This is a genomic window from Ignavibacteriales bacterium (assembly GCA_026390595.1).
Lineage (GTDB): Bacteria > Bacteroidota > Ignavibacteria > UBA10030 > UBA10030 > UBA9647.
This window is the reverse complement of sequence record JAPLFQ010000023.1, coordinates 180226-197613: the sequence shown is the minus strand read 5'-3', so window position 1 is coordinate 197613 and position 17388 is coordinate 180226. Positions and strand designations below refer to the sequence as shown.

Sequence of the window (17388 nt, the reverse complement as noted above, 5' to 3'; positions counted from 1 at the left end):
GTGCTGTGGTGAACGATGCGATCGTGCCGCTAGTGTTTCAGCGCGGTTTCGATGTATTCGATAAACCGTTGGGTGGCCCCGACATTCTCCTGCACGAGTTTCTGTGACTCGCCGCCGGCGCGCACGCGCGCTTTCTTGTCGTTAAAGAGCCTTCGGAGCTCGAGGTAGCATTCTTCGGCCGTGGTCACGACGAATGATCCGCCGCGTCGTGCGAGCTCCACGGCCTCCTGCGAGTTCTGATGTTTGGGGCCGTAGAGCACGGGGACTCCGTACACCGCCGGTTCAAGCACATTGTGGATGCCCTGACGGAAGCTCCCGCCGACGTAGGCGACATCAGCGTATTGATAGAGTGACATCAGGATGCCGATGCTGTCCACCAAAATGACATTCTCATTCGAATAGTCATTCAGGTCCGAAAACCGGATGGCACGCAAGGTATAGTTGAGCGACAGCTCCAGACGTTCAAGTGTCGGAAGGGTCGGCTCGTGTGGCACAAGAATCATCAGTGCATTCGAATCATGCTGGGCAATCCGTCGAAATGCGGGGAGAAGGATCTCTTCGTCCTCATCCCAGCTGCTCCCGACGACGAATACTTTTTTTCTTCTCAGGATCGGGGCCGGAATCAGGTGTTTCGTTTTGGCATCCAGACTTCGCTGCCAGACCTGGTCGTACCGCGTCTCGCCGATGGCGTGCACCTCAGGGTGCTTGAGCCCGAAATTCTGAAACGCGTCGACATCACTCTGCGAAACAGTCAGGATGGATGTGATCTGATTGTACACATCTTGGTGAAAACTCTTGAGGATCGGATAGTGCCGTGATGAGTTCTTCCGCAACGTTGCGTTTGCAATGACAATCGGCACTCCGCGTTTTCGCAGCTCCCAGACGTGGTTTGGCCAAATGTCATACCGGACCATGATCGCAATCGATGGCCGCACAAGGTCCAGAAAGCGCCGGGCATTTCCAGCGCTGTCAAAAGGAAGGTAGGTGATGAGATCTGCCAGTTTGTAGTTTCTCGAGTGTTCGTATCCGGAAGGAGAAAAGAAGCTGACGATGATGTCAATGTCATCGTATCGTTTTCGCAGTTCGGCGATGATGGGCTTGGCCTGTTCGAACTCGCCCATAGAGGACGAATGAAACCAGAAGCGGCGGTTCTTCTTGAGGAGTTTCACCTCCTGTTCGAGGTGCTCGAAGAGGTCCTTGCGTCCGCGAAGTCCTCTGCGGATCTTTCCATTCAGAAGAGCTCCAATCTGAAGGAGAACCCAGAAGCCTGGAACGACGATGGTGTTATAGACGAGAAACCAGACACGTTGCATAGATCTACCGACTGCTGGGCGAGCGGGGAAGAAGGTTGGTGAATTGCCTGCAGCTCCTGATGAAAATTCAGTTACGTGCCTCCGCTCATGGAGGAGAGCACTGGCTCAGAGGCCTTCCTGGACACTAGGCACTCATCTGGAGCTGTGCGCGCACTTGAACAATGATCCGTTGTCGAAATTGAGCATGGCGGAAGAGAGTTGCCGCCTGTTCTGATACTCTTTCGCCGCACGTGTCATTGTAGACAGAATTTGTAGCAAAATCAAGAAAAGGTGATTCCTTGACTAAGTGCGCGAATCTTGGTATACTCACTTTCGCATTCACAGCACGAGTCATCGTCGGAGAATCTGGATGCCCACCCCAAGTCCGCAGATGGATGCACTGCACGCATCTGCTATTTTTAAAGGACTCAGCGAAGTCGATCTGCAATCAATAGCCTCTCTCTTGAAAGTCGAGAGCTACGAGACCGGGTCGGTCTTGATCGATATTGATTCTACAGTCGACCATGTCTGCGTTGTGGGCAAGGGGAGGATCAAGATTTCCCGCTTCACCTCATACGGCGAAGAGACCACGCTCAATATTCTCGGTCAAGGCAACATCGTCGGCGAGTTTGGTGTGGTTGATGAACGCGGCCGGTCGGCCCGTGCGACCTGCCTCGAACCTACCGTTGTCTACGTTCTCACCGCTCTTCAATTCGATGATCTGCTTTCGCACAATCCGATCATTGCACGCAATGTCCTGAAGGAGTTTACGATTCGTCTGCGTCAGGCGAACGACAACATCGTCCGCCAGCTCGAGACCGAACGCTCCCATACGGTTCTGCAGCTGGAGAAGCTCTCCAAGCTGATCGAGGCCAGCAAGAGTGTGAACTCTACGCTCGATCTCGACAAGCTGCTCGGTCTGATTCTCGATGCCGCGGTCAAAAGCACTGATGCAGACCGAGGAACCGTCTATCTCGTCGATTCCATCAAGCAGGAGTTGTGGTCCAAGGTCTTCGGCGGAGAAAATATGATCGAGATCCGTCTGCCGATCGGCAAGGGAATCGCCGGGGCAGTGGCGCAGCTCGGAGAGACGATCAATATTCCCGATGCGTACAGCGATCCACGCTTCAACGCGGACGTTGACAAACGCTCGGGGTACCACACCCGCAATATTCTCTGCATGCCGATGAAGAACAAGGATGGCACCATCATCGGTGTGTTCCAGCTGCTGAACAAGGATGATGGTCCGTTCACACCTGACGATGAGCACTTCATCGATGCATTCTCGGCGCACGCGTCGGTCGCCATCGAGAATGCCCGCCTCGCGCAGGAAATGGTCGCCAACGAACGGTTGTCGGCTGTCGGACGTATGGCCAGCACCATTATCCATGACATCAAGAACCCGATGGGAACCCTGCGCGTCTATGCTCAGGTGATGAAAAAGAAGTCGGGGAACGATGAAGCAGCGAAGCTCGCAGACGAGATGATCCATCAGGTCGACCGGTTCGTAAACATGACGCAGGAAATCCTGGATTTCACACGCGGCGTCAGTTCGACGAACATCCAGGAACTGGATTTCGGGGAGACGATGGGGGCTGTGCTCGATTTTATCGAGAAGGACCTCAGCAAGAACAACGTGCAGCTCGTGCGCGATACGCAATTCCAGGGTCAAATCAAAATGGATCAGGACAAGATGGTCAGGGTGTTCTACAACCTGGCGAGCAACGCGCGCGATGCGATGCCGCAGGGTGGAGCGCTCACCGTCTCGACGGCACCAAGCAACGGCTATGTGAAGATCGAATTCAAAGACTCAGGCACCGGCATGCCGGAAGAAGTCAGGAAGCGAATCTTCGAGCCCTTCATGACCTATGGCAAGAAACATGGCACCGGTCTCGGCATGTCGATCGTCAAAAAGGTCATCGATGATCATCAGGGCAAAATCGAGATCGATAGCGAAATGGGCAAAGGCACTACAATCCGGATTCTCCTTCCTGTCTGATTCCCCTTCAGTTGTTTGCATCCGTGTGTGAGTGACCGTGGCGCACGCCACATCCCCAGGCGCATTTCCTTTTCTCCACCATGAAAATCCACGTCGGCAAGGGCGAGATTACGGTACTCCGCGGCGACATCGCTGATCAGGACACTGACGCAATCGTCAATGCGGCGAACAATCACCTCTGGATGGGTGCCGGTGTGGCAGGAGCTATCAAGCGGAAGGGGGGCGTGGTCATTGAACAGGAAGCGATGGCGCGTGGGCCTGTCGAGATTGGTTCGGCCGTCTCGACCTCAGCAGGGACATTGAAGGCAAAGCGGGTCATTCACGCTGCCGTGATGGGTCAGGACCTTCACACGGATATTGACCTTATCCGGAATGCCACCCGCAGCAGTTTTGTAGTCGCCGAACAAGAGGGATTGACCTCAGTCTCACTTCCTGCACTTGGCACAGGTGTTGGCGGCTTTTCTCTCTACCGTTGCGCGAGCCTGATGATCGGTGAGGCACTTGACTTCATGATCCGCACCGCCGTTGTTCGCGAAGTCCGCTTTGTGCTGTTTGACGCAGAAGCCTTTGAGATTTTTGAGAAGGAACTGAAGAACCGGTTTACTCTACACCGTCATTCGTAGTGCGGTCACCATCCCCGAGACCTCACCGTATCAGTGTGTCCTACAACATTGCCTTGAGGTGACACTCGACGCTCCGTGCGAGCGCCTCCACGTTGTAGCCCCCTTCCAGCACCGAAACGACTTTCCCCCCGCAATACTTCCCGCTGATATCAAGCAGGAGTTCCGTCATCCGACGATAGGATTCGTCTTTCAGGTTGATCCCCGCAATGGGGTCCTCCGTGTGGGCGTCGAAACCGGCAGAGATCATAAGAAGCTGCGGTTGGAATCGGTGCAACGCCGGGAGGACTTGTGCCTGGAAGGCGTCGAGGTAATCTTTTTCCACGCTTCCCGCCCCCATCGGGCAGTTCAGCGTGAAGCCTTCACCGCGGCCGGAGCCGCGTTCGCTCGCTGCCCCCGTACCGGGATAGAATGGAAATTGATGAAGACTGATGAACAGAACGGAGTCGTCGTCGTAAAAAATCTGTTGAGTTCCGTTTCCATGATGGACGTCCCAATCGACGATGGCGATTCGTTCGACGCCGTACTTCTTCTGTGCGTAGCGCGCGCCGATCGCGACGTTGTTGAACAAACAAAAGCCCATGACTTTCGAGGACTCAGCGTGATGACCCGGAGGCCTCACAGCACAGAAAGCGCGCGTCATCGTGCCCGCAACCACTTCATCAATCGCCTGAACGACACCGCCTGCCGCAAGGACCGAGATATCATACGAGTCTTTGCACACATGAGTGTCGCCATCATCGAGGATATGCTCACCCATCTGGCACCGAATCTTGACCATTGATGTGTGTCGTTCGGGATGAACCAGGTGGATGAATTCAGCGGGGGCGGGAGAGGGCCGGAGATGAGTCATCGATCCCCAGAACGGCGTGGACAGCAGATGCTGCACGAGGACTTCCAGCCGCTGGGATCGTTCCGGGTGGCCGCTGCCGGTGACGTGTTTCAGGTAGTCGGGATGATAAATGAGTCCGAGGCTGCTCATGGCGTTCCCCAGTTCGTAGAGAGATGCGACGAATCTACCAACATTTCGCGTTAGTTGCATCCCGGGAAAAAGCGGGTTTTTTGCTTTTCCCTGCTCGTGTCTTTATATTGATTTCAAAACAGCAATTCTTCGATGAAGGGGTCACCATGATCACAGGTCGGATGCAGATCACCGTGCCTCCGTTGTTCAGTTTCTGGCGCACAGTCTATAGCCACGGCTGGTGTTCACTTCCGCCATTTCACGTGAACAAGGAAGACAACACCCTGGCGCGTCTGGTTGAGCTGAAGGACGGAACTGCGGTCCTCTGCGTTCTTAGGGAGGGGGCCGGGGAAGTCCGCGTTGTCCTCAGGAGCCAGAAGGCGTTGTCTGCATTGCAGAGAGCTGAAATTCGAATCCAGCTTGCCGCGTGTCTTCGCCTCAATGAAGATCTCAGCGAGTTTTACAGAATCGCAGCCCGCCAGCCGGGCTGTCGCTGGATCCCGAAAGCCGGTGCAGGGCGGATGCTTCGCTCTCCGACAGTCTTTGAAGATGTCGTGAAGATGATCTGTACGACCAATTGCAGCTGGTCGCTGACCGAGGTCATGGTAGGAAATCTCACGGCCTTGCTCGGAAAGAACGCCGGCGATGGCATGTCGGCATTCCCGACCCCGCAAGCGGTCGCAGGAGTCTCGGAAGCGTTCTTGCGCAAGGAGGTCCGCTCAGGATACCGCTCGCCGTACCTTCTTGAGTTCGCGACTGCAGTTGCAGACGGGTCGATGGATGTCGAATCCTGGCGCTCGTCGACACTGACAACCAGCGAGCTTTTCGAACAGGTGAAGACGGTCAAAGGGATGGGGGATTACGCCGCCGGAAACATTCTGAAGCTTCTGGGACGATATGACTATCTCGGGCTGGATTCCTGGGTACGCGGCAAATACTACGAGCTTCATTCCAACGGCCGGAAGGTGAAGGACGCGACGATCGAAAAGCGGTACGCATCACTCGGAAAATGGAGAGGACTCTTCTTCTGGCTTGAGATGACGCGGTATTGGTACGACCACAAATTCCCATTCTGAAATGCTGCTCGATCTTCTCCATACAGCCGTTCGTCGAAGGTTCCGTGCGCTCGGGTTCCGGAGCTGCACGCTCGAATCGCGCGTCGGGCGTCTTCATTATCTTCTTCGGGATCACGCCGGCCCGGAGACAAGCCTGATTTTGGTTCACGGAATGGGGACCTCCTCGAGCACGTGGCTGAAGACGCTGCCGCTTCTCAAGAGGGATTATCGCATCATGGCGCTGGATCTGCCAGGCTTTGGATTCTCGACTGTGAGGAGCGCCGGTGGTTTTTGCACGCTGGAGGAGCACGTGGGAGCATTGACGGATGTACTTGATGCCGTCGAAGAAACACCGTTCATCCTGGTCGGGCATTCGTTCGGTGGCTGGGTCAGCGCGCTGTATGCCTCACGCCATCCTGAACGTGTGCGTCACCTTGTGCTTGTGGATACTGCGGGAGTGTACTACCGCGGAGTTGAAAGACTAAGGGATCTGTTCACGTTGAATTCAGTCAGCGACACCCGGCATCTTCTGAACAACCTTTGGTACCGGTATCCGTGGTACTTCAAACCCTTCGCCGGATCGATCTACCGTGAGCTGCGGCGTCGCGGAATGAACGAGCTTGTTGACTCGATTGACACCACTGGTTTTCTCGTGGAAGAACTTGCCCGGCTTACGATGCCGGTGAGCATCATCTGGGGACGGCAGGACACCGTGATCTCTCCGGAAAGCGTCAAGGTACTCACGAAATTCGTCCCTCACGCACGGGTTGAGTTCATCGGCCGCTGTGGGCATGTTCCGCAGCTCGAGAGGCCGGTGGAGTTTGTCTCCGTTCTTGAAACGATGCTGGGAGAGCAGAGCGATGAACTGGCTTGACCAAGTCCATGTGGAGTTGCAGCGTGCGGATGCTGCGAAACGGAGCGGTAATGCCGGAAGGCTGCGGACGTCAGCGCGCAGGGCGGTGGGAATAGCTCTCGCCGAACTTCAGCGAAGGATACCCGAAAAGAAGTATGGCCAGGATTTTATCGGTCAACTGAGGAGCTTTGCCGCTGATCTCTCTGTCCCTGAAGAAGCCCGGTTGGCGGCCGAGAGACTGCACACCCGGCTGTCGCCCCAATTTGAATCCCCATCCCTGAATCCAATCGATGATGCAAACATCGTCATCAGATTTGTTGTCGGGAAACTTGCCTGACAGTTACAGCCATTCTGCGGCCACATAATCATCAATGTCGTACCGGGTATTATCTTCAAACTCCTTGCGGGCAGATCCTGTTTTGTTCCTCCAGATGAGAGGAACTGCGACGGCGGTGGTCAGCAGCAGGAAACCGGTAAACAGTGCGAGTCCTTTCATAGAAATCTCTCAAATCATTGAATCTGTGCTTGGAAGCTCTGGGACGATAAGAAACAGTGGTTCGTTTCACCCCTGTCTTTGTTCAAGATGCGGAGAGAGACGAGTCAAGATTGTACGTCCAGTCACACAACCCAAAACAGATGGGGTGCTGAATTGAACGACCGGAGCGATGTTGTCATTCCTCGGTTTGATGACTTCATGAATCGGCTTTCAGGCAATGGCAATCCATATATGAAACAGTGTCGTATGACGCCTATCCTGCTTAAGCTATTCTGGGCTAAGGATTTAACCTTGACTTTCAGCACAGATGCGGATATATTAGCGCCGTGCGGTGAGGTGAGTGGCGAAGCGCATCATCCTAAATCAGCCATCTGCAGCCCGGCACACAACGAACTCCCGAAAACCGGTTATGGCATTGAGTTTCCTACAAAACGTCCCCATTTTTGCTGATCTCGAAGACCCCGAGCTGAAGAAGATTGAGAAGCTCGGCCTTCGGAAGAAATACAAGAAGGGCAATATTGTTGTCCTCGAAAAGGAAATGGGGGCAGCACTTTTTGTCATAGTATCGGGAAAAGTCAAAATCGTCCGTACAGACGAAGATGGTCGGGAGGTTATCCTTTCCATTTTCGGCCCTGGCGAGTTTTTCGGGGAAATGTCACTTCTCGACGGCCTTGCGCGATCGGCGAGTGTGGTTGCGCTGGCGAAGGCCGAGTTGTTCATGATTCACCGCCGCGATTTCTTGAAGTTGTTACATGAACATCCTCAGGTAGCTATCTCTCTCCTTGGTGAGCTCACGACGCGCCTCCGCAAGGCGGATACGCAGATCAAGAGCCTCTCACTCAAAGATGCCTCCGGCCGTGTCGCAAACGTCATCCTCATGCTCGCGGATGACATCGGCGTTTTCCGCAAAGGAAAAGTCGAGATCGACGAGTTGCCGCTTCAGCAGGACATGGCAAATATGGCCGGGACCTCACGCGAGACAGTCTCTCGTATGCTCCATCAATTTGTTCGGGAGGGGCATTTGCAGCTGGAGGGGAATAAATTGACGATCAACGATTACGACGAGTTTCGCAAGCAGTATCTCTGACAGCACCGTCACTCTGGGTTTTTCGCAGAGGACCCCTCCGCTCCGGGTTGGCAGGTGTTCGGGCGCTTCCGCTGGAAATCTCATATGTTGAACCTACAAAGTAAGAATTCATGTCGCAGCAGGTGGAGTCTGGGAACCAGGGAGACGTTCCTTCGTCATCCTTTTCCTCAGCAGGCCGCGCAGATCTGCACACACATACAATACACTCGGACGGCGCTCTCGTACCCTTTGATTTGATACAACGGGCCCATAGCGCAGGACTCGAAGTTCTCTCCATCACCGATCACGACAACATCGGTGCTCTCGATGAAGGTATCGAATGGGGAAAGAGCCTGGGCATGGAAGTGATCTCCGGCCTTGAGTTGAGTGTTTCTCTTGGTGAGAAAGATGTGCATGTTCTCGCGTATTTCATTGATCACCGGAATCAGGATCTTCTGGATTATCTGATCTTCTTCCGACGTGAGCGATTGAAGCGCGCTGAGCGGATGGTTCAGAAGCTGAACAAGATCAACGTACCGTTGAAGCTGGAAGCTGTGTTGGAGCAAGCCGGAATCGGGTCAGTGGGCCGACCTCATGTCGCGAATGCCCTCCTTGATGGAGGATTTGTCGGAGCGTACCACGAAGCCTTTGAGAAATACATCGGCAACAGTGGGCCCGCCTTCGAGAAGAAATACCAACTCAGTCCCGCCGATGCGTTCAAGCTGATCAACAAGGCGGGCGGATTGTCCTTTCTTGCGCATCCGGGCAAACACACCAGTGAATTGGATCTAGCGCAGTTGATCAAGAATGGGCTCGATGGGATAGAGGTTATCCATCCCGCCCATGACGAAAAACTGCGGGAATACTACAGGGGACTGGTCAATCATTACTTTTTGCTGGAGAGCGGCGGATCCGATTTCCATGGTGGCAAGAAGAATGATGATCATACGTTGGGTGTGTATTCAGTCCCGATGCACGTTGTTGAAACGATGCGGAGCAGGCTTTTCTCGTGACCACCAGGCGGACGAAGCGGGGGTCGACCACAGGCAGCGCGGTCGGCCGATCGAGCGCAGACTGAGAACAATCGATCCATGAATAGGTACGGTGTGTTGGCGTGTTTTGTGTTGATGACGGCCCCAGCGGTGCTCAGAGGACAACAGGCTCCGCTTGACCTGGGCCGCTGGCGGAATTTCACCGATATGAAAACAGTCCGCGCTGTCGCCTCCACGACAGATTCTCTCTGGGCTGCGACATCAGGCGGTCTCTTCCTTTTCAACCCCTCCTCAAACCTCTTTGCCAAGTTCACAAACTCCGAAGGACTGAGCTCCAATGATCTCACTGCCGTGACAGTGGATGGAACCGGACGTGTCTGGGTTGGCTCATCGGACGGGTATCTCAACGCGTATACCCCCGCGACGGGCCAGTGGACAGTGATCACGGCGATCAAGGAGTCCGATCGCGTTCAAAAGGCAATCCGTTCGCTCCTTGCGCGTGGCGACTCATTGTTCATAGCGACGGATTTTGGCATCACTGTTCTGCAATTGTCGCGGAAAGAATTCAAGGACACCTACGCGAACCTCGGATTCGCAACGCAATCGGGTGTCAACGATGTGAAAATCATCAAGAACCGTATCTGGGCTGCGACAGACCTTGGGATTTCCTCGGCACCGCTTGGCGCCCCCAACCTTTCATCTCCCACATCCTGGACGCCGTATGGTACGGCCAACGGCCTGCCGTCCAGCTCCTGCAGCGCAGTGACGAGCATACACGATACAATCGTGGCCGGAACATCCAACGGCCTGGCTGTTTTCACCGGGAGCGGTTTTCTCGCCGTCCCCGCGTTCAATGGAAAAGCCATTTCCGGTCTTCTGGTTCGTACGAATGATGTCGTTGTGCTCGCCAATGAAGCCTCCAGATTTGTGCTCATTTCGTATGCGGGCTTTTCTGCGCCAGCCGTGACGATCGCGACAAATACCGGTATGCAGGCAAACGCTTTTGCTGCACAGCCGTTGACATCAGTTGTTTGGGTAGGAACGTCGCTCAGTGGCCTGGCAAAATGGACGGGTGCCTGGGAATACAAAGTTCCGAACGCTCCGCGTTCCAACCTGTTCAGCAGCGTGATCGTCGATGACCGAGGCGTTCTCTGGGCGGCATCGGGCATCAGCGGGCGGGGCCAGGGTTTCTATCGATACGATCCGTACCTTCCGGACAACGCACGCTGGAAGAACTACACCATGGCAACCGATCCCGTGATGAAGAGCGATGACTACTACAAAGTCTCACCCGGCGCCAACAGTTCAGTCTGGGTCAGTTCGTGGGGATGGGGACTTGTGGAGGTTGCGAATGACACCATCCGGCGGCATCTCGATAATTCTTCCACACCCCCGCTTGCTGGATCTGTGCCGGCTGCTCCGACCTATGTTGTGATCGGAGGCGTGGGGGTCGATTCACAGGGAGACACCTGGCTCGTCGATCGGACTGCGGTCAACGGTAACCATCTCGTCCAACTAAAGGGAAACAACTCGGCCCTCTATCGAACGTCTCCTTCGGATGGAAAGTTCACAAACATTCTCATCGACCGAAACAATACGAAGTGGTTTGCAAACTCAGAACCGAGCGACAAACCGGCGAACGGACTGTACTATTTCAACGAAGACTCATCGGTAACCGGCACACGGGCGTTGGGCGGCTGGGGATGGGTGACCAGTTCGGATGGTCTGCCGAGCAGTATTGTGCTCTCCCTCGCGTTGGATCTCAACGGTGATGTCTGTGTCGGAACAGACCTGGGCATGGTGATTGTCGCCGATCCCCTCAACCCCCGGGGAAGCATTCTCCAGCGTATCCCGCTCCGCGGTCAGTCTATTCAGGCCATTGCGGTTGATGCGGTGAACAACAAATGGGTTGGGACCAAAGAGGGTGTTATTGTCGTGAATTCAGACGCGACGGCTGTTCTCGGACAATACACACTCCTGTCGACGAACGGCAAGCTCGTGGATGATGACATCCGATCTATCGCGTACGACCAGAAGCGGGGCATCATGTATTTCGGGACCGTCAAGGGGCTTTCGAGTCTTGAAATTGCCTCGGTGCAGGCGCAGAGAACGATATCCACGCTCGAAGTCGGTCCAAATCCGTATGTTGTTCCTTCCACATCGAGGCTGACCATCAAAGGTCTTTCGGCGGAAACATCTATCAAGATCCTGTCGACAAACGGCGAGCTTATGTCGCAGTTCAAGGCGCAGGGGGGCGGAAGAGCGTTTTGGGATGGTCGTGACACGGAGGGGAAGGTTGTCCCCAGCGGCATTTATTTCGTCGTGGCATTTTCAGATAATGGAAATCAATCAGGTACCGCGAAGGTAGCGGTTGTGAGGAGGTGATTCAAAGGAGGATGTGGGTGTGTTGATGCAACCCTGCTGTCCTGCAGCACTGAAGGTAGGATGGGCGGTTGGGGAGGAGAAGCAGAATTCGGAAAGTGAGATTGACCATCACGCGGAGAAATCCGAATGGCGAAGGTAGGAAGCTCGTAATTCGCAATTCGAACTTGAGTCTGCGGATACCATACTCTAACAGCAGTTCTTTTGAAGGGAGGTAGTACGACCTTGGAAAACACGTATAAAGACGAAATCTTCACGAAACGGGTGCGGGCCGGCAAGCGGACGTATTTCTTTGATGTGAAGTCCACGAAATCTGAGAAGGATTTCTACATCACCATTACCGAGAGCAAGCGCGTGGGGGAAGAGGAGTACGAGAAACACAAGATTTTCCTCTATAAAGAAGATTTCGAGAAATTCAGTGACGCATTGGATGAAACGGTCGATTACGTCCAGGGTAAGCTGCTCGTGCTTGCCGAACCGGGAAATGGCGAGCTTGTTGCAGAGAAGCAGGAATAATTGGTACGCATTTCTATTTGATAGACAAGAAAGCCCTGTTGCGCGCCGTGCAAGGGCTTTTTTGTTCTCTTGCTGACCAACAGAGGGTTCCCAGTTTTCGCTTGACTATGGGGCACCTTCTGGTTATATTTTTACCGCTTTTTTGCGAAAAACGGTCCAAATCCTTCGAAAACTTGAATATTTTCGAAATCCGGCCACTTTGTTCTGTGCCTATGTGATGCCGGAGATGGGGGAAGCGGTGAGCGTACTGAGAATCAACATTTCGAAACTCCCGGAAGGCGCTCACCAACGGTCTCTTCAGGCTACGCCTGAGGAACTTGGTCTGGATTCACGATTCTCTAAAGAAGTGATCGTTGAATCGACGCTTGAAAAGACGAGCCGTCAGCTCTACATCCGCACGGAATTCAAAACCGGGGGTGTTTTCACCTGTGATCGCTGCCTCGAGGAGTTCGAACACGAAATTTCATCCGGATTCAAGGTTTTGTTCGTGATGGATTCGAGCGGTGCAGAGAGTGACAATGAGGAAGTGCAAGTCATCACGCCTGACACGAACTACGTTGATCTGGGGGAAGATGTGAGGCAATACGCAGTGCTCGCACTTCCGCAAAAAGTGCTCTGCCGTGATGAATGTGCCGGTTTGTGCCCCACCTGCGGCACAAATCTCAACCGGGCTGCGTGCGAGTGTCGGAATGACGACATCGACTCGCCATGGTCCGGGCTTCAGAAAATAAAGAACTAGAAAATACACGTCTCTTCTTAGTCAGAGGTTCCATCAATGCCAAATCCAAAACGACGCCACTCAAAGACCCGCGGGCGTAAACGCCGCACACATTACAAGGCAACCGTGCCTGCAACAGCGGAATGCCCCAACTGCCATGAGCAGAAGCTGCAGCACAGGGCATGACCGAACTGCGGCTTTTACGATGGTCGTTCGATTATCATACCGAAAGAATCCTAAGTTACAGGAGAAGAGCTGATCATCCCGCCGCGTCATCGACGAGGCGGGATTTTGCCTCTGTAGGAGGTTGTGTACCGAGGATCAGCCCCGCGACCAGGAAGCACTGAAACCGTTCACTGCACAAAGAGCACGACACCATTGGCTCAACGACCGAGAATTGTACTGGATGCAATGGGAGGGGATTTCGCGCCCGCGAATGAAGTTGCCGGCGCGATCGAAGCTCTCCGCCAGAAAAGGGATGAATTTGAAGTCATCCTCGTCGGCAGGGAACCGCAGATTCGCGCGGAGCTTCAGCGCCACAAGGCGGATGGACTCGCGTGGTCGGTCGTGAATGCAGATGAAGTGATCACGATGGACGATGGACCGACCGCGGCCCTGAAACAGAAGAAGAATTCCTCTCTCGCTGTAGGTATGCAGCTCCACAAGGACGGACACGCGGAAGCATTCGCGAGCGTGGGGAACACCGGGGCGGTTCTTTCTGCCTCGACGCTCATACTGGGACGTATCAAGGGGATCAGCCGGCCTACCATCGCTGCGTTCTTTCCTACCGAACACGGTGTATGTCTCCTCGTTGATGCCGGCACAAACGTCGACTGCCGGGCGCAACAGCTGTATGAATTCGGAGTGATGGGGAGCTTGTACGCCAGCCGCGTCTTCAAGTACAACAACCCGACCGTGGCGTTGTTGAACGTGGGCGAGGAAAAGAGCAAGGGGACTGAAGTGGTGCAGGAGGCGTATGCCCTTCTCGAACGAAGCAGCCTGAACTTCATCGGAAACGTGGAAGGACGGGATATTCTCAGGGGAAAAGCAGACGTGGTGGTCTGCGATGGGTTCGTGGGCAATGTTGTTCTCAAGTTTGGTGAGAGTGTTCCCGGATTCCTGAAGAGCAAGTTGAAGCAGTACGCGTCCGGCAATCTGATTCGTACACTTCTCATCGGCGCTGCACGCGGTTCGCTACGGGCCTCGCTCAAGGACATGGACTATGAGGAGTTCGGCGGCATTCCGGTGCTCGGCGTCAACGGCGTCTCGCTGATCGGTCACGGGAGTTCGAGCCCGAAGGCTATCAAGAACATGCTTTTCAAGGCGGCGGAAGTCGCTCAGACTCACCTCAATACGTACATCGAAGAAGCGATGGCAATGGCGCCGAAGCCAGCAACACCTGCACAATAAGGGTTTTCATGATGAAACGACGGGCAACGATAACGGCTGTTGGTCACTATGCACCTCCGAAGGTTCTGACCAACGCCGAGCTCGAGAAGATGGTGGATACAAATGACGAATGGATCCGCACGCGTACGGGGATCTCGGAACGGCGCATCCTTGAACACGGAGCGACGTCGGATCTCGCCGTCGGGGCAATTCAAAACCTGCTGACGCACCGGAAGATCGAGGCAACCGAAATTGATGTCATCATTGTTGCCACGGTGACGCCGGACATGTTCTTTCCCTCGACAGCGTGCATAGTCCAGGACAAGATCGGCGCAAGCAACGCCTGGGGGTTCGATCTCTCCGGGGCATGCTCGGGTTTTCTGTATGCACTGGTCACAGGTTGTCAGTTCATTGAAAACGGCTCAGCGTCGAAGGTCCTCATTGTCGGGGCTGACAAAATGAGCAGCATCATTGACTACACCGACCGCAACACGTGCATTCTGTTTGGAGATGCCGGAGGAGCCGTGCTCCTCGAGCCGTCAGATGAGCCTGAGTTAGGTGTGCTCGACAGCCGTATGTATTCCGACGGATCGGGAGGGGCCTTTCTGTATATGAAAGGGGGCGGAAGCCTCAACCCGCCGACGCACGAGTCCATCGATCAGCGAATGCACTACATTTACCAGGACGGCAAAGCGGTATTCAAGGCGGCCGTCAGAGGCATGGCAGATGTTTCCGCAGAGATCATGCAGCGGAACAATCTCGTCGGCAGCGACGTAGCGTGGCTCGTGCCTCACCAGGCAAACCTCAGGATCATCGACGCCACCGCTGACCGGATGGGACTCTCGCGTGAAAAAGTGATGATCAACATCGATCGGTACGGCAATACGACAGCCGCGACAATTCCGCTCTGCATCTCAGAGTGGTGGCTTGACGGGAGATTGAAGAGAGGACAGAATATCGTACTCGCGAGTTTTGGTGCCGGTTACACCTGGGGGGCGGTGCTTGTGAAGTGGTCACTTGAGAACCCACGATAATCAGAATGTCCTCATGGGCGTGACAGCATTCTTGTTTCCGGGTCAGGGTTCTCAGTATGTAGGAATGGGAAAAGACCTGTACGAGCAGAACGGCGAGGCGAAGTCGCTCTTCGACCAGGCCGATGCGATACTCGGTTTTCCGTTGACGAGAATCTGTTTTGAAGGACCGGAGGAAGAACTCAGACAGACGAAGAACACGCAGCCTGCAATTTTTCTTCACAGCATGGTTGTCGCCCGTCTCTTGCGACGAACGCAGGGGGCGATGGCAGCCGGTCATTCTCTTGGTGAATACTCAGCTCTTGTCTACGCGGGAGCATTGACATTTGAAGATGCCTTACGGCTTGTCAGACTCCGCGGTGAGTTGATGCAGCAAGCGGGGGTGGAACAACCTGGAACTATGGCGGCGGTTGTAGGTTTGGAGCCGGATGTTGTCGGCGCGGTCTGTTGCTCGGCCTGGGAAGCGGGTATTGTCCAGGCGGCGAATTTCAATTCCCCCGGCCAGATAGTGATTTCCGGATCAGTGCCGGGAGTGCGCAAGGCGATGGAGCTCGCCAAAGCGCGCGGCGCGAAGCTGGTCAAGGAACTCCCGGTGAGCGGGGCTTTTCACTCGCCACTCATGGAATCTGCGAAAGGGGGACTGTGGTCAGCTCTCGAGAAAACGGCAATTCGTGACGCTGCAATCCCTGTGTATGCCAATGTCACGGCGAAGCCCGTGCGGAAGGCGGATGAGATCCGGCAATTGCTCAATGAACAGCTGACGAGCCCGGTTCGGTGGGAAGAAACAGTGAAAAACATGGCAGCGGATGGGGCTTCAACCTTTGTTGAAATCGGTCCGGGCAAGGTGTTGCAGGGGCTCGTAAAACGCATCGTGCCGGCTGCCGCGACGATCGGTGTCGAGAAGGTCGCCGATATCGCTGGATAGACGGTGGAATTATTAGTAGAATAGAACCTATGAAAAGACTTCAGGACAAGGTGGCGCTGGTGACCGGCGGATCCCGAGGGATCGGAAAAGCAATAGCCCTCATGCTGGCGGAGGAAGGGGCGCACGTTGCCTTCACATACCGGAGCGCTGGTGCCGCGGCGGAATCTGTGGTGAAGGAAATTGAGGCAAAGGGTAGAAAGGGTGTCGGCTACCAGTCTGACGTCAAGAGCTTCGATGATGCACAAAAGGTTATTGAAGCCATCGTAAAGGAATTTCAGCGTTTGGATATCCTGGTCAACAATGCCGGGGTTACAAAAGACACGTTGCTGATGCGCATGAGCGAGCAGGATTGGGACGAGGTGATCGATACCAATTTGAAGGGTGCGTTCAACTTCTGCAAGGCGGCATGCCGCCAAATGATGGGCCAGCGCGAGGGGAAAATCATCAACATCAGCTCCATCGCGGGCGTGATCGGAAATCCCGGGCAGACGAACTATTCCGCCTCGAAAGCGGGGCTTCTGGGGCTGACAAAAACCCTTGCTAAAGAGCTGGCTTCTCGCAACATTCAGGTCAATGCCGTTGCGCCCGGTTTTGTTGATACGGACATGACCGAGAAGTTGACGCCGCAGCAGAAGGAAGCGCTCCTCGCCATGGTTCCGATGAAACGGACGGCCAAGCCCGAGGAAATAGCGAGTGTCGTGACATTTCTTGCATCACCTGCAGCGAGCTACATGACCGGGCAGGTGTTGTGCGTCGATGGCGGACTTGTAATGTAACATACTTCAGACCACTTCATCATATATCATTTTCTGAAAGGAGTACTCCCATGGCAGATGTCGAGAAGAAGGTAAAAGAAATCATCGTCTCCAAGCTCGGCGTTGACGAGGCGCAGATTACCCTCGAGGCGTCCTTCACGAACGATCTCGGAGCGGATTCTCTCGATACAGTCGAGCTTGTGATGGAATTTGAGAAAGCGTTCAATGTTCAGATCCCGGACGAAGATGCGGAGAAAATCTCCACCGTCGGCGACGCGGTCAGCTATCTCAAGGCCAAAGTAGTATAAGCACTCTTAACTATTGTAGTGCTCTGCAGG

Annotated in this window: 18 protein-coding genes and 1 pseudogene; 16 read left to right on the top strand and 3 right to left on the bottom strand. The window is 54.5% G+C overall.

Features of this window, described 5'->3' with window-relative positions:
- Positions 1–29: 29 nt before the first annotated feature.
- Positions 30–1313, bottom strand: coding sequence for a 3-deoxy-D-manno-octulosonic acid transferase (locus NTU47_13085; protein MCX6134741.1), 1284 nt, complete (start codon positions 1311–1313; stop codon positions 30–32).
- Positions 1314–1662: 349 nt separating this feature from the next.
- On the opposite strand from NTU47_13085, the gene NTU47_13080 reads away from it, so the two are divergent.
- A complete protein-coding gene (locus NTU47_13080; protein ID MCX6134740.1) occupies positions 1663–3291 on the top strand; it encodes an ATP-binding protein in 1629 nt (542 codons plus the stop codon).
- Between the two features lie 80 nt (positions 3292–3371).
- On the top strand, positions 3372–3914 hold the full coding sequence (locus tag NTU47_13075) for a macro domain-containing protein (GenBank protein MCX6134739.1): 543 nt from the start codon (positions 3372–3374) through the stop codon (positions 3912–3914).
- A 40-nt stretch (positions 3915–3954) separates the two neighbouring features.
- On the opposite strand, the gene NTU47_13070 is transcribed toward NTU47_13075, so the two are convergent.
- Complete coding sequence (locus NTU47_13070) at positions 3955–4893, bottom strand: histone deacetylase (protein ID MCX6134738.1); 939 nt, start codon at positions 4891–4893, stop codon at positions 3955–3957.
- Positions 4894–5039: 146 nt separating this feature from the next.
- Between NTU47_13070 and NTU47_13065 the strand changes: the two genes are divergently transcribed.
- From NTU47_13065 to NTU47_13055, 3 genes are read left to right on the top strand one after another with little or no spacing between them, the layout of a single operon-like run.
- Complete coding sequence (locus NTU47_13065) at positions 5040–5948, top strand: hypothetical protein (protein ID MCX6134737.1); 909 nt, start codon at positions 5040–5042, stop codon at positions 5946–5948.
- A gap of 1 nt (position 5949) precedes the next feature.
- Positions 5950–6801, top strand: a complete 852-nt coding sequence (locus NTU47_13060) for an alpha/beta fold hydrolase (GenBank protein ID MCX6134736.1) — start codon at positions 5950–5952, stop codon at positions 6799–6801.
- Positions 6788–7117: a hypothetical protein gene (locus tag NTU47_13055; protein ID MCX6134735.1), complete on the top strand. Its 330-nt coding sequence runs from the start codon at positions 6788–6790 to the stop codon at positions 7115–7117. Before NTU47_13060 ends, NTU47_13055 begins: the two co-directional genes overlap by 14 nt.
- A 3-nt stretch (positions 7118–7120) precedes the next feature.
- On the opposite strand, the gene NTU47_13050 is transcribed toward NTU47_13055, so the two are convergent.
- Positions 7121–7276 (bottom strand): hypothetical protein, encoded by a 156-nt coding sequence (locus NTU47_13050; GenBank protein ID MCX6134734.1) that lies wholly within the window; start codon positions 7274–7276, stop codon positions 7121–7123.
- A gap of 340 nt (positions 7277–7616) precedes the next feature.
- Here NTU47_13050 and NTU47_13045 point away from each other — a divergent pair, with 340 nt between their 5' ends.
- From NTU47_13045 to NTU47_12995, 11 genes and pseudogenes are all read left to right on the top strand, one after another.
- On the top strand, positions 7617–8363 hold the full coding sequence (locus tag NTU47_13045) for a Crp/Fnr family transcriptional regulator (GenBank protein MCX6134733.1): 747 nt from the start codon (positions 7617–7619) through the stop codon (positions 8361–8363).
- A gap of 110 nt (positions 8364–8473) precedes the next feature.
- Entirely contained in the window at positions 8474–9355 is an 882-nt protein-coding gene (locus NTU47_13040; GenBank protein ID MCX6134732.1) for a PHP domain-containing protein, read from the top strand.
- A 78-nt stretch (positions 9356–9433) separates the two neighbouring features.
- Complete coding sequence (locus NTU47_13035; GenBank protein MCX6134731.1) at positions 9434–11719, top strand: hypothetical protein; 2286 nt, start codon at positions 9434–9436, stop codon at positions 11717–11719.
- Positions 11720–11941: 222 nt separating this feature from the next.
- Positions 11942–12232, top strand: coding sequence for a DUF3276 family protein (locus NTU47_13030; protein MCX6134730.1), 291 nt, complete (start codon positions 11942–11944; stop codon positions 12230–12232).
- A gap of 238 nt (positions 12233–12470) precedes the next feature.
- Positions 12471–12971 carry a DUF177 domain-containing protein gene (locus NTU47_13025; GenBank protein ID MCX6134729.1) on the top strand — a complete coding sequence of 167 codons (501 nt, stop codon included), beginning with the start codon at positions 12471–12473 and terminating at the stop codon, positions 12969–12971.
- A 36-nt stretch (positions 12972–13007) separates the two neighbouring features.
- Positions 13008–13133 (top strand): annotated as a pseudogene (gene rpmF / locus NTU47_13020) (50S ribosomal protein L32).
- A 195-nt stretch (positions 13134–13328) separates the two neighbouring features.
- Positions 13329–14360, top strand: a complete 1032-nt coding sequence (gene plsX / locus NTU47_13015) for a phosphate acyltransferase PlsX (protein ID MCX6134728.1) — start codon at positions 13329–13331, stop codon at positions 14358–14360.
- An 8-nt stretch (positions 14361–14368) separates the two neighbouring features.
- The gene (locus tag NTU47_13010) at positions 14369–15373 is read left to right on the top strand and encodes a ketoacyl-ACP synthase III (protein MCX6134727.1); all 1005 of its coding nucleotides are present in this window, start codon (positions 14369–14371) and stop codon (positions 15371–15373) included.
- Positions 15357–16295: an ACP S-malonyltransferase gene (gene fabD, locus NTU47_13005; GenBank protein MCX6134726.1), complete on the top strand. Its 939-nt coding sequence runs from the start codon at positions 15357–15359 to the stop codon at positions 16293–16295. Before NTU47_13010 ends, fabD begins: the two co-directional genes overlap by 17 nt.
- Positions 16296–16324: 29 nt before the next feature.
- Complete coding sequence (gene fabG / locus NTU47_13000) at positions 16325–17071, top strand: 3-oxoacyl-[acyl-carrier-protein] reductase (protein MCX6134725.1); 747 nt, start codon at positions 16325–16327, stop codon at positions 17069–17071.
- Positions 17072–17121: 50 nt separating this feature from the next.
- Positions 17122–17358 (top strand): acyl carrier protein, encoded by a 237-nt coding sequence (locus NTU47_12995; protein ID MCX6134724.1) that lies wholly within the window; start codon positions 17122–17124, stop codon positions 17356–17358.
- Positions 17359–17388: the final 30 nt, after the last annotated feature.

Bases quoted from the DNA above. Each gene is read 5' to 3' on its own strand.
- NTU47_13085 (MCX6134741.1), bottom strand. From the start codon at position 1,313: ATGCAACGTGTCTGGTTTCTCGTCTATAACACCATCGTCGTTCCAGGC.
- NTU47_13080 (MCX6134740.1), top strand. From the start codon at position 1,663: ATGCCCACCCCAAGTCCGCAGATGGATGCACTGCACGCATCTGCTATT.
- NTU47_13075 (MCX6134739.1), top strand. From the start codon at position 3,372: ATGAAAATCCACGTCGGCAAGGGCGAGATTACGGTACTCCGCGGCGAC.
- NTU47_13070 (MCX6134738.1), bottom strand. From the start codon at position 4,893: ATGAGCAGCCTCGGACTCATTTATCATCCCGACTACCTGAAACACGTC.
- NTU47_13065 (MCX6134737.1), top strand. From the start codon at position 5,040: ATGATCACAGGTCGGATGCAGATCACCGTGCCTCCGTTGTTCAGTTTC.
- NTU47_13060 (MCX6134736.1), top strand. From the start codon at position 5,950: ATGCTGCTCGATCTTCTCCATACAGCCGTTCGTCGAAGGTTCCGTGCG.
- NTU47_13055 (MCX6134735.1), top strand. From the start codon at position 6,788: ATGAACTGGCTTGACCAAGTCCATGTGGAGTTGCAGCGTGCGGATGCT.
- NTU47_13050 (MCX6134734.1), bottom strand. From the start codon at position 7,276: ATGAAAGGACTCGCACTGTTTACCGGTTTCCTGCTGCTGACCACCGCC.
- NTU47_13040 (MCX6134732.1), top strand. From the start codon at position 8,474: ATGTCGCAGCAGGTGGAGTCTGGGAACCAGGGAGACGTTCCTTCGTCA.
- NTU47_13035 (MCX6134731.1), top strand. From the start codon at position 9,434: ATGAATAGGTACGGTGTGTTGGCGTGTTTTGTGTTGATGACGGCCCCA.
- NTU47_13010 (MCX6134727.1), top strand. From the start codon at position 14,369: ATGATGAAACGACGGGCAACGATAACGGCTGTTGGTCACTATGCACCT.
- fabG (MCX6134725.1), top strand. From the start codon at position 16,325: ATGAAAAGACTTCAGGACAAGGTGGCGCTGGTGACCGGCGGATCCCGA.
- NTU47_12995 (MCX6134724.1), top strand. From the start codon at position 17,122: ATGGCAGATGTCGAGAAGAAGGTAAAAGAAATCATCGTCTCCAAGCTC.